The following is a 16,796-nucleotide window of genomic DNA, read 5'->3' as shown; positions in this document are numbered from 1 at the left end:
TGTAAAAAAGCTATAGTAAAAATAATTCTACACATACTACCTTTAGAATCTGTTATATCTAGGAGGAAAAAATGACTACAAAAAAGAAATATTTAAGTGAAATAAAAACAGGAAGTAACATGAAAATAGATCTTATGGTGAATAGAATTATTTCTAGGGAAGCATCAAGGGTTATATGTATTATGTCTGATAAAACAGGTGATATTAAGGCAACAATCCCAAATAGAAGAGATGATATTAAAGAAGGAAAAGTATTAGAGATTGAAGGAATTAAAGATGGAACCTTAGAAGTTAAGAAATATGAATTCATTTCAGAATTTGACTATTCAGATTTTCTACCAACTGTAAAAAGGCCTATTGAGGAAATAATGGATGAGATTGAACTCTATACAGATGAATATATAATATCTCCTGAAGCTAAAGCCTTAAATGATTATTTCTTTAAGGATGAAGCATTTGTAGATAAGTTTAAAAGAGGAATAGGTGGAGTCTCAATGCACCATAACTATATAGGTGGGCTAGCTGAACATACCTTAGGTGTAATGCAATTAACTGCTATGCTATGTGAAAAATATGAATGTAGAAGAACTGAAACAGCAGTACTTGCAGCGAAACTTCATGATATTGGGAAAATATATGAATTATATTATGATGGGCCATTTAAATATACATTAAGAGGGGAATTAGAAGGACATATTGTAATTGGAGTAGAATTAATAGATAAAGCTATTAGTGAAAATTCTTCAATATACACAGAAGACTTCGTAAATAGAATAAAAGGGTGTGTTGTACAACATCATGGAAAGTTAGAATTTGGCTCACCGAGAGAAATGAAAATGGAAGAGTCGTATATACTTAATTTTGCAGATACGATAGACGCTACTATGAATAAAATATCACAATTAAAGGAGAAAACTGAGCCTGGTAATTGGTCAGAATTTGATAGAAAAATATCAATGAAATTATATTTGTAATAATGAAAGAGGGAGAGATTATGAGAATATTATTACTTCGAGTTACCCTAAGAGCATCATGGGTACATTCCTTAAAGGAAAAAAGAATGATTGTAAAGAGTATAACTCAAAGACTTAAAAATAAGTTTAATATTTCAGTTGCAGAAATAGATGAACAGGATATACATCAAACTATAGTTATAGGCATTGCAGGGATATGTGGTAGTGCATCTCAAATGGATTCAACAATGGAAAATATTATAACCTTCATCGAAGAAAACACAGATGCTGAGATAATAAATATTGAGAGAGAAGACTAAGTAATAGCCAGGATACATTCCGCAATCAGTAAAATTTAGTTTAGATATAGTAAAATCTATATGATTATTTGACAAACTCAATTATAATTAATTTATCAAATAATCATATAGACTATTTAATAATAGGAGAAAGATATTAATGAAAAAACCTATAGCTTATTTAATTATTATAGCGATGACATTAACTTTTTTAGGTTGTAGTAAGGCAAAGGAGGAGGCTCCTAAAAAACAAGAAGATACAGTACAAGCTACTCAAAATAATACAACTGAAGAAAAGGTAGAAAATGCACCTAAAGTTGAAAGTAGCAAAGCGGGTAGTGAGAAAAAAGACACTGAAGAAACTAAAAATAATAATGCTGAAATAGCAAGTAATAAAAATTTAACTAATAAGAAGAAAGTAGTTATCGATCCTGGTCATGGTGCTGGGGGAAATAAGGGAACGGAGAAAATATCTCCTGATTCAAATGTAATGAAAATAAAAGATCCAGGAGGAGCTCAAGGTATCAATACTAAAACACCAGAATATGTAGTTGCAATGCAGATCGCTTCAAAGCTCAAGACGAAACTAGAGAATAATGGAATAGAAGTTATTATGACTAAAACTGACAATAACCAAGATCCAGGAAATATAGATAGAGCAGAAGTTGGAAATAATAATAATGCAGATTTAGTAATAAGAATACATTGCGATTCAGCAGAAGATTCTAGTGCAAGTGGAGCTACTATGCTTGTACCTGCGGCAGTGGGATATGCAAAAAACATTAAAGATATGAGTAAAAAAGATGGCGGGATAATACTAAGTGAACTAATAAAATCTGCAGGAATGAAGAATAGAGGTATATCAGAAAGAAGTGACCTTACAGGGTTTAATTGGTCAAAAGTACCAGTTGTTTTAGTTGAAACTGGATTTATGTCAAATCCTAATGAAGATAGATGGCTTAGTAGTAATGAATATCAGGACAAAATAGCATCAGGATTATCTAGTGGTATTATTAAAGCTTTAAATTAAAAAAAGTTGTACAAGCGATTATGTAAAATAAAAATTCTTTAAATTTGAATCTCATTTTAATTTGAGATTCTTTTTTTTGGATGCTACTTGACAATGCTTAGTAGGATGGTAAAATATAGATACTACTATTGTTTGCATAGTAGGGAGGGATAAGAAATGGATGAATCACAATTACTAAAAGGAATATTAGAAGGTAATGTTCTTAGTATTATATCTAGAGGAGAAACCTATGGATATGAGATATTACTAATTCTAAATAAATATGGATTTAAGGATATATATGAAGGTACATTATATCCTATATTAACAAGGATGGAGAAAAAAGGCATCATAAGCTGTAGTATTCGGAAATCACCATTAGGGCCGAAAAGAAAGTATTATATAATTACTACCTTAGGAGAAAAGTATTATGAAGATTTTAAAAAAGTATTCAATGATATAACATCAAAAACATATGAAATTATTAATGCAGAGAATTTATAAGGGGAAGATATTGTGAAAAGTGATAAAAATATTATTATTGATAATTATAGAGACTATATAAATCAATTAGAAATGGAGTATAAAACTCAATTTTTTAAAGTTGAGGCATATATAAATATATCTTCAAAATTAAATTATAAAGAGAAGAATAGTTGTTTACTACAAGTATTGGATAGTTTCTTATCAGCGCAAGAAGAAGGAAAGAATGTATTTGAAATAACAGGCAATAACTTAAAAGGTTATTGTGACAATATGATTTATGGAGAATCCATATATGTTTATAAGATGTCAAGAATATGTTCAACATTTCTTAGCTCAGTTTACTTTGTTTCTTTTGTTCATTTATTTATAAGCTTTTGCAATAGAATATTCAATGGTAAAAATACAAATGTCTTTTCTGAAATGCGTTTTGGAATAGGTGAAATAATATTAATGCTAGGAATAATAAGTTCACCAATAATTACTGATTTAATAACAAAAAAGTATTTCGAAAATCCTAAACTTTGTAAAAGAATTGGTAATTGTGTGTCTTTTTTTATGATACTTATACCTATTACAATATATACATTTACTAATGAAACTTTTGATGTCTATGGAGTAACAATAACTTTTAATAATTCAGTATTGATAATCTTATACTTAACACTATTAAATTTTATTGTGTGGTCAATTACTAGAATGACTAATAATAAAAATTTAGATAGTAGAAAAGAGCAATATATAGAATTCTTAAGTAAAGATTATAAGAAATATATAAATAAATGTAATAGCAAAAATAAAAACCCATTAGATTGGAATAGCTATCTAATAAAAAAGAAAAAGCAAAATTCAATTTACACTAAACTTTATTTTGTCTATGGTATTATATTTTTGATTATTTCTCTTTTGATAGGGAAAGTAATGCTTGAAGAAGGAAAGTTGGATTTCTTTGGAATAGCTTTCATAGCTATTTTTTCGATATTATTTGTTATTATGTTTGGAGTTGTAATGGAAGGAACTAATAGAAATAAAATGTTTTCTGAATTTGAATAGAATTTATGGAGAAATTGTATATAGGAGATTCTTTAAACTAATAATAATTTAAAAGGATAAATAAAAAAGGCTTATAAAAGCCTTTTTTTATTTATCCTACAGCATTTGCATCATACTTATATTCAGGTAACTGATTTAGTTTTACTCCTGAAGTGTCAAATAGATTTCCTACAGATTCAATGTATTTAAATTCATATAGGGTAGTATCTTGAAGCTCAAATTTATCGTTTTTTAATATATATGCTTCGATTTTTGTAGGAAGACCAGTATTTTCATCTAGGTATGCCACTTGTTTCATTTGAACTTTAGAATAGGCTTGTGATTTATCTAAAGCTGGTTTATTCTCTAGCCCCATACAAGAAGTTATATAGGAATTAGTATATTTGATATGGAAAGTAAAAAAAATAATACAATACTAGCAAAGTATGAAAGCAATATAAATAATTTATATGAAACAAATGATACAAATAAAGTGGTATATATTGAAAAGAGTGAGAGCAATGGAGAAACTAGAACTTATCTACAGGATATTTATACAAATAGAATAGATGAAATTTATAAAGGTGCATTAACTTCAGCTTTGTTCATAGATGATAATAGAATAGTTGGAATTGCAGATAATTCTATTATTATTAAGGAATTAAATACAGATAAAGTAGAGAAACTAATGAATTTTGATGATAGTACAACTAATATGCTATATAAGAATTATAAAAACACTTACAACTTATTTATGTCTAAGGATAGAAAAATTTTATATGCTATAGAACAAGGAATTTGAAAAGATAATGAAACTTATTTAAGCATAAAGGAAATAAATATCGATAATAAAGAGATAACAGATTTAAAAATAAAAGGTTCTGCTTATAATGTTATTCCATTAAATGATGGAAACTTTATTTTTAGTGGAAGTGTTGACGGTAATAGCGGAATTTTTATTTATAATATGTCAAACAGCACATACAAGATTTTAAAGTCTGGAAATGTTTATGAAGTAAAACTAACAAAAGATGAGGATAAAATTTCATATATTTCTAGCGATATTTCATCTAATAACAATGAGGTGCATGTAGCATTATTTGATAAAGATAAAATAGAATTAGATACTATGATTTATAGGAATGCACAATATGGAAATGAAATTCTATGGACCAATGAGGGAAATAATTTATTTTATATCAATTCAAATAATGGAAAATCAAGAATATATAGATTTTCAATAAATAAATAGGTACTATTTTAGTGCCTATTTGTTATATTTTCTAGAAAAACCATAATATAATAATATGCTTAGTAATTGGACAAGGAATTAAATGATAACTATAATTATAATATATAATGTGTAATATATTAATTTATAAAAAGGTGATGATTTCAGTGGTTAAATTTATTGTGGACAGCACCTGTGACTTACCAGAAGATTTGATTATAAAAAGCAATATTAGCTTAATACCCTTAAAAGTACTTATTGACGATAAAGACTATTTAGATAAAAAGACAATAAATGTAGATGAGGTGTATTCCGCTATGAGAAGAGGAATTTTACCTAAAACATCTCAACCTAATCCAAAAGACATGTATGATATTTTTGAAGAATGCTGCAATAAAGGTGAGGATTTTATATTTTTATCTTTTTCCTCAGCACTTTCTGGAACATATAGATTAGCTAAAACTATAGTTCTAGAATTAAAGGAGAGATACCCCAAAATAAACATGGAAGTTATTGATTCTAAAAGTGGTTCTACAGCTACTGGATTAATCATTCTTGAAGCAATAAAATTTACTCAAGAAAGTGGACATAGTTTTTATGAAATAGTTGGGAAGATAAGGAATCTAGTTACTCATATAGAACATGTTTTTACAATTGCAGATCTAAATTGGCTAATTAAAGGCGGTCGTATTGGTAAAACTCAAGGGGTTATAGGTAATATTTTAGATATAAAACCTATTTTGGACGTAAGTAATGGAGAAATGGAGATAATCCAAAAAGTTAGAGGTAAAAAGAAAGCATTACATAGAATGGTGGATATTTTGGAGGAACGAGCAGGTAACTATAAAGAACAAATTATAGGCGTGAGTCATGCAGATGATATAGAAACTGCAGAAGAACTTGTAAATATGATAAAAATAAAATTAGGATATAAACAATTTATAATTAATAAAATAGGGAGTGTATTAGGAAGCCATCTAGGTATAGGTGGTGTAGGAATATTTTTCTTTAATGATGAATTAGATAAAAGAAGTAATTAATAACAAAAGCAGAAGTCTAGATAGGGTATAATCAAGATTTCTGCTTTGAATTTTATCTATTATTAGAAATATCAATACCTCTATGTTCAACAGGTGTAGAGAAAACAATTTGTGTTTCTGTATTTCCATACTTTTGTAGTTCACCTATAAAAGAATCTAACTCTAAGGTTGTATGGTAAGCTACCTTAATAAGCATAGAATACTTCCCTGTTACGCAATTGCATTCAAGTACATTAGGACACGAAGCAATAAAGGGGTAGAATTCAGGTTTTTGTTTTGGAGACATTTCTAGATTAATAAAGGCTTTAATATTATATCCTAATTTTAATGGATCTAGTTGAGCAGAGTAACCAGTTATTATTCCTGCCTCCTCTAATTTTAAAATACGTGCAGATACTGCTGGCGTAGATAAAAACACTTCTTTGGCTAAATGTTTAAGTGAATATCGTGCATTTTCTTGTAAAAGTTCAATTAGTTTTAAATCTATATCATCCATAAACATTACTTAAGAGAGTTGAATTTTAAATTCAAGTCAACTTAAATTAATCCCCTTTCTAAAAATAAACTAACTTACATCTATATATTATACTTAATATAATTAAGTTTTGCATTAGTTTTCAAATAATTATTACATACCTTTGGTTTAGAATATTAAGCTTAATACACTAAAATGATAAAAAATCTTCTTAATAAAATTAACTAATACTATATAAAAATTAATTTTAATTAAGTAAAGCATGTCTTTTTTTATCTTTTCTTAGCAAATTCATCATATGGATTTACATTGATAAAAAAGAGTGTTAATCTCCAATTGGTAGGAATAATAAGAGATTAGAGGAGTTTTTTATATGAAGACAAGAATAGAATATGATTCCATAGGAAATATGAAAGTACCAGTTGATGCTTATTATGGAATCCAGACACTTAGAGCAAATAATAATTTTAAAATTACAAATAAAACAATTCATCCGTTATTTATAGTTAGTTTAGCCCAAATTAAAAAAGCAGCTGCTATTACTAATAGAGATTCATATACCTTAGAGGTAAATATAGCAAACGCTATTATATATGCATGCGATGAAATTATCGCGGGAAAATTTCATAATCAATTTATTGTAGATCCTATACAAGGAGGGGCAGGAACTTCTGCAAATATGAATGCAAATGAAGTTATTGCAAATAGAGCTATTGAGATACTTGGTGGAGTAAAAGGAAATTATAGCATTGTGCATCCAAATGATCATGTTAATATGGCACAGTCTACTAATGATGTATTTCCATCTGCAGGAAAGCTTACAGTATTGAAGATGTTGCCTAAGGCTATATTAGAGCTTCAACGTTTGTATCAAGCTACTAAATTAAAAGCTATAGAATTTGATAGTGTAATAAAGATGGGTAGAACTCAGCTTCAAGATGCCGTACCAATAAGACTAGGACAATCTTTTAATGCTTATGCATCAATGATTAAACGAGATATTGATAGGTTAATTAAAGTAAAGGATGAAATGTTAACATTAAATATGGGAGCCACAGCAATTGGAACTTCAGTTAATGCAAGCACTGATTACCTAAATAATATAATTAAGAATCTACAGATAGTTACAGGCGTAAATGTAGTTCAATCAGAGGATTTAATTGATGCAACACAGAATTTAGATGGATTTGTAACAATATCAGGAACATTAAAAAGTTGTGCAGTTAATTTATCTAAGATGGCTAATGACCTAAGGCTACTTTCAAGTGGTCCCAAAACCGGCTTAGGCGAAATTAATTTGCCAGCTAAACAAAATGGTTCATCAATAATGCCAGGTAAGATAAATCCAGTAATTCCAGAAGTGGTTTCACAGGTAGCTTATAATATAATAGGAAATGATTTTACTATTACAATGGCAGCAGAGGCAGGCCAACTAGAATTAAATGCATTTGAACCTGTGCTATTTTACAACCTATTTGAATCTATTGAAACTTTGCAAAATGCAACAATGACTTTTATAGACAACTGTATTAGTGGGATTACTGCAAATAAAGAAAGATGCGAAGAATTGGTTAATAATAGCATAGGATTAGTAACTGCACTATGCCCACATATTGGATATAAAAAAGCATCCGAACTTGCAAAGGAAGCCTTAAGTACAGGAAGGCCTATTAAAGAAATAATAACATCTAAAAGGATTTTGACACCTGAACAGCTAAAAGAGGTATTAAATCCATTTACTATGACAGAAGTAGATAGAACATCTGATGTAAAAATTAATAAGCACGCAATATAAGTTATTTTAGTAGTTTCCTAAAAATTTTGGAAACTACTATTTTTTCTTTAATTACTTCCTTACTTATTGAGTTTATATGGTTGATACTTTGCTTAAAAACAAATTAGTTATATATTTAGTATAATTAAATTACAGACATTGGTAATTTTGAGATATAATAATAAAATAAAGCTATCTTAATTGACTCTGTCTAAAAGGTAGAGTTTATCTTTATATGGAGGTGATTAAATGAAAGTAGAAAATAAAGCAATTAAGTTTGATAAGATGGTAAGAGAACGTGAAGATGATGAACTTGGCTTATTTGAGAAATATGATGAAATTCTATCTGGAATAAGAAGAAAGATCATTAATCATAATGCAATTAAAGTATTAGATATTGGCTGTGGAACGGGAAATTTATGTGGCGATTTAAGTGAAGAAATCTATATATTAGGGATTGATCAGAGCTTAGAAATGATTTCTCTAGCAAAAAAGAAATATGAAAGCATGGACTTTAAATTAGGAAGTTTTTTAGATAAGCCTTTTGTAGAACATGATTTTGATATTGTTGTAACTACATATTCCTTTCATAGTCTAAATGATGAAGAGAAGAAAGAAGCAATTAATAATATGTTAGGATTCCTAAAAGATAATGGAAAAATTATAATTGTTGATTTTATGTTTAAAAATGATTTGGAAAAAGAGGAGCGTAAGAAAGAATTATTAGATAAGAAAAGAAAGGACCTATGGGAAGTTATAGATTATAAATACTATACAAATGTTGAAGAATTTAAAAAATATATTCAAGATTTAGGATATAAATTTAAGTGTGAGCATAAAGTAAATTTCACTTGGATTGTGGAAATAGAGAAAGAATTAGTTTAGCAGCAGCGGATTTGAGCATTGGATATAATTGTAACATATATCAAATAAAGGGAGACTATTTATGGAGGAGAGGGGCAGTTTAATTAAAGAACTTGATATAAAGGATTATGAAGCAATATATAGAATCTGGAACAGAATTCCTGGAATTGGACTAAGTGATGCAGATTCTAAGCAATCAATTTCTAGTTATCTTGCAAGAAATCCAAATTTATCTTACGTATATTTAATTGATGGTAGAATAGTTGGAACTATACTTTGCGGTCATGATGGAAGAAGAGGATATATTCATCATGCTTGTGTTTTGCCTAAATATCAAGGGAAAGGTATTGGGAAGATTTTAGTTAATAAGGCACTTGATGAACTTAAGAAACAAGGGATAAATAAATGTCATCTTTTTGCATTAGGAGATAATGAATTGGGAAAAGAATTCTGGAGTAAGGTAGGTTGGACAAAAAGAAATGATATAGTTACATTTTCTAAAAATATTTAAGAAAATATAAGTAAAAGAGAATTTATCTTAAACTAAGAATAAATTCTCTTTTCATTTTTAAACAGATTTAACTAGCAACATTTTGGAGTTCATATAATTTTTTATAAGTACCATCAATATTTAGTAACTCTGCATGACATCCTTTTTCAATTATCTTTCCATTTTCCATAACAATGATTTCGTCAGCGTTAATAATGGTTGATAGTCTGTGAGCAACTACTAAAATTGTTTTCCCTTTCATTAATTCATTAAGGGCCTTCTGGATTTCACCTTCGGATTTAAGATCAAGAGCAGAAGTAGCTTCATCTAAAAGAAGTATCGGTGAATTTTTGAGGAATGCTCTTGCTATTGAAATCCTTTGTTTCTGTCCCCCTGAAAGCCTAGAACCATCTTCTCCAACAATAGTATCATACCCATTAGGAAGTGACATTATAAAATCATGAGCATAAGCTCTTTTAGCAGCATCAATTATCTCATCTTTTGTAGCTTCCATATTTCCATACAATATATTTTCATATATAGAACAATCAAAAAGCATACTTTCTTGAGGTACATAGGAAATTAGTTTTCTAAGTGAGATTAAATCATATTCATTAACTGGTCTCCCTAATATATCCATACTTCCAGAATAGTTAACGAACTGCATAACTGTTTTAATTACCGTTGATTTGCCGGAACCACTTTGTCCAACTAATGCAACTGTTTTACCTTTTTCAATGTTATAACTAAAATCATCTACAACATTTTTTTCTCTATAATTTACAGAAAGATTTTTAAAAGAAATCATTATATCATTTTCATTAACAGGCTTTAAAGTTCCAAAATCATTTCTATGGTCTTTTTTACTAAATACTTCGTATATACGCTCAATACCAGATATTTGTTTTGGAACATCTGTAGCAGAGGTTATTAAACTATTTGCTAAGTATCTTATAGCATAAGTGTATCTACTTACAAACATAACATTTGGTAAAGCAATTATTCCTAATGTAACTAAATAACATCCTAGTATTATAGGGAAGGTTGAAAATGCATGTGAAAAGACATTAACAATCGACATATATTTAAATCTTAAAACTTGTTCTTCCTTTTTTGCTTCTAAAACTTGTGAAGACAAGTTTTCTATTTGTTTTTCCATTATATTTTCAAGCATGAATAATTTAACGACCATTGCACCAACGAGGGTATCTTGAAATTTTTCATTAAGAACGGCAAGTCTACTTTGTATTTTTTGACCAACTTTATGAAATCTTTCTGTGAAAATAAAGTTTAGAAAACAAATAGGGATTAATGTAACCACATAAAACAGTCCTATTTGAGGACTTACAGTAAATACAAGAATTAAATAAGAAAGTCCTTGTATTAGTGGAATTAATACATTATCAACGGAACTGTTTAATACATCGCAAGCTGTATCTACATCTTGATTTAATCGAGATAATTTTCTTCCACTATGTTCGTCATCTTCTTCAATTTTTAAGTAACAAGATTTTTGAATAAATTCACCTTTAACTGTAGCTTTAAGTAGAGCATTAGAGTAGGTATTGCAATAGGAGGTCAAACTTTTACCAACAGTATCTACAAGCATAGCAATTATATAAAAAACAACAGTTAGGTAAAGATCTTTTATGTCCTTGCTTATGAAGCATTGGAATAACTGTTTAAAAGATAAAGCTTCAAATAGTTTTTCACTAAAATTAAAAATTAGAGGGGCAATCCTACTGAAAATCCATCTAAAGCGAAATTCTTTAGTGAAGGAAAACATCCATTTTAATAATATTATATTGTTTTTCATGCAGTTTCCTCCTCTTGATTATTTTCAAATTGTTTTTTATAAAGGTCATAATAATAACCTTGCTTAAGGACTAAATCTTCGTGAGAACCTTTTTCCTTAATGTTACCTTTGTCAAATACATATATCGAATCAGAATTTATAATAGTTGAAAGTCTATGAGCTACTATTATAACTGTTTTACCATTCATAAGCTTATCAATGGTGTATTGAATGTTTTTCTCAGATTCTGAGTCTAGTGCAGAAGTAGGTTCATCTAGAATTAAAATATTTGCATTTTTAAGGAAAGCTCTAGCAATTGAAATTCTCTGACGTTGTCCACCAGACATATAAATACCTTTTTCACCAACAAGGGTTTTATATTTGTTAGGCTGTTCCATTATAAAGTCATGTATATCTGCTTTTTTGCAAGCTTCAATTACTTCCTCATCTGAAGCATCTGGCTTACCGTAGCGTACATTCTCAATTATTGAACCTGGGAATAAATAAGACTCTTGAGAAACAATAGCGACTTGATTCCTAATAGAAGGTATATTTTCTTCTTTTATTTTAAAACCAGCAACTTCGGCATTACCACAGTCTATATCATACATACCTGAGATTACTTTAATTAAAGTACTTTTACCAGATCCACTGGCACCTACAAAAGCAACAACTTCATTCTTATTAATTTTTAAGCTAATACAGTCTAAGATTTTATGATTTTCGCTATATGAAAAAGATAAGTTAGTTATATTTATAATTGGGTTATCGAATGATTCTTTTGTTTTAATCCCAAAAAGTTTTTCATCTTCATAAGCATAAATACCCATTAATCTTCTTGCCATTGCTTCACTATTTCTATAGGAGATAATATATCTTTGAAGATCATAAAGAACATTTGATACAAATCCAAAAGTGAAGGTGAATGTTAGATATTCTCCTGAAGTAAGCATATTATTTATACTCATAATACCTGCTAATATAATAACTGCAATATTGGGACCATAATCAATTAATGATCCAATAGCATAAACCTTAGCACTTGCAATTCCAACTTTCTTTTCAGCTTTTATAAAATCTTTGGAAGACTCATTAAATTTTCTACTCATAATATCTTCTAGAGTAAAAGATTTTAATGTCATCATACCCATTAAAATATTATGTGCTAGGGAATTCATTTTACCTGAAAATTTTCTTGAGTCATATGACGCTTTTTCTACAATAGAGCTAGTTTTGAAGATGATGAATGATACGATAGGTATAAAAATAAATCCAACTAATGTAAGCTTTAAACTAATATATAAACATACAAATAAACCAGTAGTAAAAACAAAGAAGTCTTGGAACAGATTAATAAAAGTATCGCTCCAAAATGCACCAATTCCATTTAAGTCACTCATTGTCCTAGAAAGTATATCACCAGTTGAAGTTTCATCATACACTTTGTATTTTAAGTGAGAAATTTTTTGACTTAATGAATTTCTTAGATTGAACATTCCAATTTCAGAGAACCTAGCTACAGTATATTTGCTAACTATTCCTAATACATATTCAATAAGAGTTATTAGAAAAATAATAAATATTGCTGATTTAACTGAGTTTAAGCTTGTACCAGCAGCATCTAAAACTTTTCCAAAGTAAATACTTTCAATTACATATATAATTCCTAAGGAACCCATAATTAGTAATGATATTGTAAATAGAAACCGAGGGAGTTTTGCTTTTTTAGTTATTAAAAATAATTGACTCATATGCTATGATTCCTTTCTAAAATACAATTTGCCTTATCAGAACATTATACCATAATTATGCAACTAACTTGAATAATTTTACACTAAAGTAATTAATATACTCAAAACAAGTTATATCGAAGCATAAAGGATTTATTTAATCAAATAATAAACATTATACTCAATTAAAAGGAGATTCTTATAATGTTTAGAAAGATAAATAATCCAATAATTTTTCAAGGAAGTTGTAAAAAAAACCATTATTTTGAGGGGTGGTATTTTAAACAGATTTCTAGAGATAGGAAGTTTGTAATATGTATTATTCCGGGAGTTAGTTTATTTCATAATGATTATCATAGTTTTATTCAATATATATTTATAAGACTAGATAAAAATAGAATAATAAAATCAGGATATATACGATATCCACTAAATGCTTTTAAATATAGAGATGCACCATTTATGATTCAAATTGGAGATAATGTTTTTACTGAATCAATTATTTCATTAAATATGAAAGATAAAAAAATAAAGATTCAAGGCACCTTAAAATTTGGAGCACTAACTGAAATAGAGAAATCAATTTTAAGTCCTAATATAATGGGTTACTTTGCTTATATACCAAAGATGGAATGTTGTCATGGAATAATTAGTATGAATCATAGATTAAATGGAATATTAGCTGTAAATAGAAAAATAATTGATTTCACTAAGGGTAAAGGATATATTGAAAAAGATCGGGGAACTTCTTTCCCAAAAGAGTATATCTGGATTCAATGTAATAATTTTAAAAATCAGACTACAAGCTTTATATGTTCTATCGCGAATATTCCTTTTTTGCATACATCATTTAGTGGACTTATATGTAACATATGTATAAATGGAGTAGAGTATAGATTTGCAACTTATAATAATAGCAAAGTTATAATAGAAAGTATTACAAAAAGTAAAATAAATATATCAATAGAAAATAATAAGGCGTTAGTAAAGGTTGAAGCAAGTTTGAATTTAATGGGTGGACTGATAGCTCCACAAAATGGTAAAATGAATAAAAGTATTAATGAGGAATTATTAGGTAAGTTAAAGTTATATCTTTTTGATAAAAAAAAGAACACTACATTTATTGATTTTGGAACATTAGCCGGAATTGAAGTAGTGGGATATAAAGATATTTAAATTATTAAGGAAAGGATTAAAACTTAAGTAATAGGATTATGAGATTAGATAGACTGTTAGCAATAATTATTATAATATCTCAAAAAGGTTTAGTAACTGGAAAAGAGCTAGCGGAACATTTTGAAGTATCATTAAGAACCATATACAGGGATATTGATAAAATAGGGGAAGCGGGAATACCAATAGCAGCCACAGGTGGTAATGGTGGAGGCTATTATATTATGGAGAATTATAATATAAATAATCTATTTTTAAATAAGAAGGAGCTTGAACCTTTAATAAGTGTAATTGATAATTTAAGTGTTTTATTTGGTCATAACACTGAGTTTAATGATATAATACTAAAATTTAATACTATACGTAAGAGTCAGGAAGATGAATATAATAAGTTAAACATCAAGATGGCACATTTTAGCATGGAAAAAGAGCTAAAAGAATCTCTATCTACAATTAATAAAGCTATAGACAACAACAGATTAATTGAGTTTGATTATATAAATAGGAGAATGGAGCTCTCAAAAAGGATTGTTGAGCCAATAAACCTTCAGTTTGATGATGGAAATTGGTTCGTAATTGGATTTTGTAGAATAAGAAATGATTACAGAAAGTTTAAATTAGTTAGAACAAGAAATATTAAGTTAGGTGATTATTTTCAAGAAAGAGAAATTTCCAAAGATAAAATTGAACAAATATTTACTGAAGGATATGAAAAAAACAGTATTCTTGTAACATTAATGTTTTCAAATAAAATAGGTGAACAGCTAAGTGAATATTTTTATAAAGATAAGATATGTGCTTTAGAAGATGGTAGATTTATTGTAAAAGAGTATTTTCCAGACGATGAAGGACTTAAAAAATTCATCTTAGGGTTTGGAGAGGTATGTAAAGTAATAGCTCCAGATAAACTAAAATATGAACTTAAACAATATATTAAAAATATATATGATAAATATAATGACTGACATATAGGTGTCAGTCATTTTGTTTTATATTAAAATAAACAATAATTTAAGAAAGTGAGAATAAGTAAATGATCAAAGAAGAAATAGAATTAAAAGAAAGTTTAATTGAAGTTAGAAAGAATAATTATATTCTAGAAGAAAACAAGTATTTTATATATGCATTAAAAATGATGCATTATATTGGAACAGTTGATTCGTATTTAAGAGATGACTTGATATATGAAACATTTAATAGGTGGATATTAAGAGGGAGGTTTAATCATAAAGAATTGAAGGAACTATTAGATATAAGTCTTGATGAGAATCATTTGTTTTATAGGCTAGATTATGATGACAAGGATGCAGTTTTTACAAGAGCCTTTTCAGCCCTTCTAATTGCGCTTATTATTAACAAACATAGAAAAGAAAAATATTTAGATAAGAATGATTTGCATAGAGTCAATAGTAAGGTGCTAGACTATTTTATTAATGAAAAAGATTTAAGAGGATATGTTGAAATTAAGGGATGGGCACATGCTGTTGCTCATATAGCAGATGCACTTGATGAATTAGCTCAGTGTGAAGGCTTATCCAAAATAGATTTATTAGAGATGTTAAATGTAATAATAGATAAAGTCTGTATAGGTAATTATGTATTCATAGATGAGGAGAGTGAGAGACTTACTAATGTTATAGAAAGTATATTAAAAAGAAATGTCTTAAAAAATAGTGAAATGATAGCTTGGATAAAAAAATTTAAAGAAAAGATTAATGAAGAGGATTATATATGTAAATTGCATCTAAAAGTAAACTTAAAAGGATTCTTAAGGAGCTTGTATTTTAGGATAACTGAGAAAGAAGATTTATTAGAGATAAATAAAGAGATAAATAAAGAGATTAAGAAAATCCTTAAGGAGATAGAGTGATGAATGTGTGTATTCTATATTATGATAATTTTTGCGAATTTGAGGTTGTATTAATTGCTTCTGAATTCAAATCCTATAATGTAATTACAGTAGCACTTGAAGATAAAATTTATATAAGTGAAGAAAAGCAAAAATTTATTCCTGACAAGCTAATTAAAGAAATTAATCCGGATGAAGTAGATTTATTCATAGTTCCAGGCGGGAAACCACAATACCTTTATGAAAATGAAGTGCTAAAAGATTTCGTTATAAATCTTAATAAGATGCATAAAGTAATTGGGGGAATCTGTAGTGGAACTAAACTTTTAGCTGCTTATGATATATTGAAAAATAAAAAATGTACAGGCGATAATGAAGGTTTAGATGTAAAAGCTGAGTATATAACTGTATTTAAAGATTCAATAATTATGAATGAAGAAGAAGTAGTAGTAGATGGAAATATAGTTACGTCAACAGGAAAGGCATTTATTGAATTTGCATTTGAATTAGCAGATATGATGAATTTATACGAAAAAAGAGAGGAAAGGACTAAAGCTTATAACTTTTACAAAAATCTTAAAGATTAGCAAGTTTAATAC

At 27.9% G+C, this 16,796-nt stretch carries 19 protein-coding genes; 15 read left to right on the top strand and 4 right to left on the bottom strand.

From position 1 onward, the window contains the following. The first annotated feature begins 71 nt into the window (after positions 1-71). The 5 genes from JK634_RS07755 to JK634_RS07735 all read left to right on the top strand — a co-directional run bounded on the left by JK634_RS07755 (position 72) and on the right by JK634_RS07735 (position 3,797). Positions 72-974: a 3'-5' exoribonuclease YhaM family protein gene (locus JK634_RS07755; RefSeq protein ID WP_202767077.1), complete on the top strand. Its 903-nt coding sequence runs from the start codon at positions 72-74 to the stop codon at positions 972-974. A gap of 20 nt (positions 975-994) precedes the next feature. Continuing rightward, positions 995-1,273 carry a DUF503 domain-containing protein gene (locus JK634_RS07750; RefSeq protein WP_202767076.1) on the top strand — a complete coding sequence of 93 codons (279 nt, stop codon included), beginning with the start codon at positions 995-997 and terminating at the stop codon, positions 1,271-1,273. A gap of 139 nt (positions 1,274-1,412) precedes the next feature. Further along, positions 1,413-2,282, top strand: coding sequence for an N-acetylmuramoyl-L-alanine amidase family protein (locus JK634_RS07745; protein WP_202767075.1), 870 nt, complete (start codon positions 1,413-1,415; stop codon positions 2,280-2,282). A gap of 156 nt (positions 2,283-2,438) precedes the next feature. Continuing rightward, positions 2,439-2,765 (top strand): PadR family transcriptional regulator, encoded by a 327-nt coding sequence (locus JK634_RS07740; protein ID WP_202767074.1) that lies wholly within the window; start codon positions 2,439-2,441, stop codon positions 2,763-2,765. 12 nt (positions 2,766-2,777) lie between these two features. Continuing rightward, positions 2,778-3,797: a DUF1048 domain-containing protein gene (locus JK634_RS07735; RefSeq protein WP_202767073.1), complete on the top strand. Its 1,020-nt coding sequence runs from the start codon at positions 2,778-2,780 to the stop codon at positions 3,795-3,797. A 91-nt stretch (positions 3,798-3,888) separates the two neighbouring features. On the opposite strand, the gene JK634_RS07730 is transcribed toward JK634_RS07735, so the two are convergent. Next, positions 3,889-4,152, bottom strand: a complete 264-nt coding sequence (locus JK634_RS07730) for a hypothetical protein (RefSeq protein WP_202767072.1) — start codon at positions 4,150-4,152, stop codon at positions 3,889-3,891. 33 nt (positions 4,153-4,185) lie between these two features. Between JK634_RS07730 and JK634_RS07725 the strand changes: the two genes are divergently transcribed. From JK634_RS07725 to JK634_RS07715, 3 genes are all read left to right on the top strand, one after another. Then, a complete protein-coding gene (locus tag JK634_RS07725) occupies positions 4,186-4,578 on the top strand; it encodes a hypothetical protein (RefSeq protein ID WP_202767071.1) in 393 nt (130 codons plus the stop codon). Between the two features lie 165 nt (positions 4,579-4,743). Next, positions 4,744-5,028, top strand: coding sequence for a hypothetical protein (locus JK634_RS07720; protein ID WP_202767070.1), 285 nt, complete (start codon positions 4,744-4,746; stop codon positions 5,026-5,028). 146 nt (positions 5,029-5,174) lie between these two features. Continuing rightward, positions 5,175-6,047, top strand: coding sequence for a DegV family protein (locus JK634_RS07715; protein ID WP_338031221.1), 873 nt, complete (start codon positions 5,175-5,177; stop codon positions 6,045-6,047). Positions 6,048-6,099: 52 nt separating this feature from the next. On the opposite strand, the gene JK634_RS07710 is transcribed toward JK634_RS07715, so the two are convergent. Then, positions 6,100-6,543, bottom strand: coding sequence for an Lrp/AsnC family transcriptional regulator (locus JK634_RS07710; RefSeq protein WP_202767068.1), 444 nt, complete (start codon positions 6,541-6,543; stop codon positions 6,100-6,102). Positions 6,544-6,895: 352 nt separating this feature from the next. Between JK634_RS07710 and JK634_RS07705 the strand changes: the two genes are divergently transcribed. The 3 genes from JK634_RS07705 (at position 6,896) to JK634_RS07695 (ending at position 9,671) form a co-directional block, all read left to right on the top strand. Beyond that, a complete protein-coding gene (locus JK634_RS07705; protein WP_202767067.1) occupies positions 6,896-8,317 on the top strand; it encodes an aspartate ammonia-lyase in 1,422 nt (473 codons plus the stop codon). A gap of 228 nt (positions 8,318-8,545) precedes the next feature. Beyond that, a complete protein-coding gene (locus JK634_RS07700) occupies positions 8,546-9,181 on the top strand; it encodes a class I SAM-dependent methyltransferase (RefSeq protein WP_202767066.1) in 636 nt (211 codons plus the stop codon). A gap of 61 nt (positions 9,182-9,242) precedes the next feature. Next, the gene (locus JK634_RS07695; protein WP_202767065.1) at positions 9,243-9,671 is read left to right on the top strand and encodes a GNAT family N-acetyltransferase; all 429 of its coding nucleotides are present in this window, start codon (positions 9,243-9,245) and stop codon (positions 9,669-9,671) included. Between the two features lie 67 nt (positions 9,672-9,738). Here JK634_RS07695 and JK634_RS07690 read toward each other — a convergent pair whose 3' ends face one another. Both JK634_RS07690 and JK634_RS07685 read right to left on the bottom strand, forming a co-directional pair. After that, positions 9,739-11,466: an ABC transporter ATP-binding protein gene (locus JK634_RS07690; protein WP_202767064.1), complete on the bottom strand. Its 1,728-nt coding sequence runs from the start codon at positions 11,464-11,466 to the stop codon at positions 9,739-9,741. Next, on the bottom strand, positions 11,463-13,196 hold the full coding sequence (locus JK634_RS07685) for an ABC transporter ATP-binding protein (RefSeq protein WP_202767063.1): 1,734 nt from the start codon (positions 13,194-13,196) through the stop codon (positions 11,463-11,465). Before JK634_RS07685 ends, JK634_RS07690 begins: the two co-directional genes overlap by 4 nt. Before the next feature lie 183 nt (positions 13,197-13,379). On the opposite strand from JK634_RS07685, the gene JK634_RS07680 reads away from it, so the two are divergent. The 4 genes from JK634_RS07680 to JK634_RS07665 all read left to right on the top strand — a co-directional run bounded on the left by JK634_RS07680 (position 13,380) and on the right by JK634_RS07665 (position 16,784). Beyond that, positions 13,380-14,351: a tocopherol cyclase family protein gene (locus JK634_RS07680; RefSeq protein WP_202767062.1), complete on the top strand. Its 972-nt coding sequence runs from the start codon at positions 13,380-13,382 to the stop codon at positions 14,349-14,351. A gap of 38 nt (positions 14,352-14,389) precedes the next feature. After that, positions 14,390-15,313, top strand: coding sequence for a helix-turn-helix transcriptional regulator (locus tag JK634_RS07675; RefSeq protein ID WP_202767061.1), 924 nt, complete (start codon positions 14,390-14,392; stop codon positions 15,311-15,313). A gap of 68 nt (positions 15,314-15,381) precedes the next feature. Next, on the top strand, positions 15,382-16,218 hold the full coding sequence (locus JK634_RS07670; RefSeq protein WP_202767060.1) for a DUF2785 domain-containing protein: 837 nt from the start codon (positions 15,382-15,384) through the stop codon (positions 16,216-16,218). Then, entirely contained in the window at positions 16,218-16,784 is a 567-nt protein-coding gene (locus tag JK634_RS07665) for a DJ-1/PfpI family protein (protein ID WP_202767059.1), read from the top strand. Before JK634_RS07670 ends, JK634_RS07665 begins: the two co-directional genes overlap by 1 nt. Positions 16,785-16,796 lie beyond the last annotated feature (12 nt).

It is taken from the genome of Clostridium paridis (assembly GCF_016765615.1).
Classification (GTDB): domain Bacteria; phylum Bacillota; class Clostridia; order Clostridiales; family Clostridiaceae; genus Clostridium_T; species Clostridium_T paridis.
This window is presented reverse-complemented; position numbering and strand designations above follow the sequence as displayed.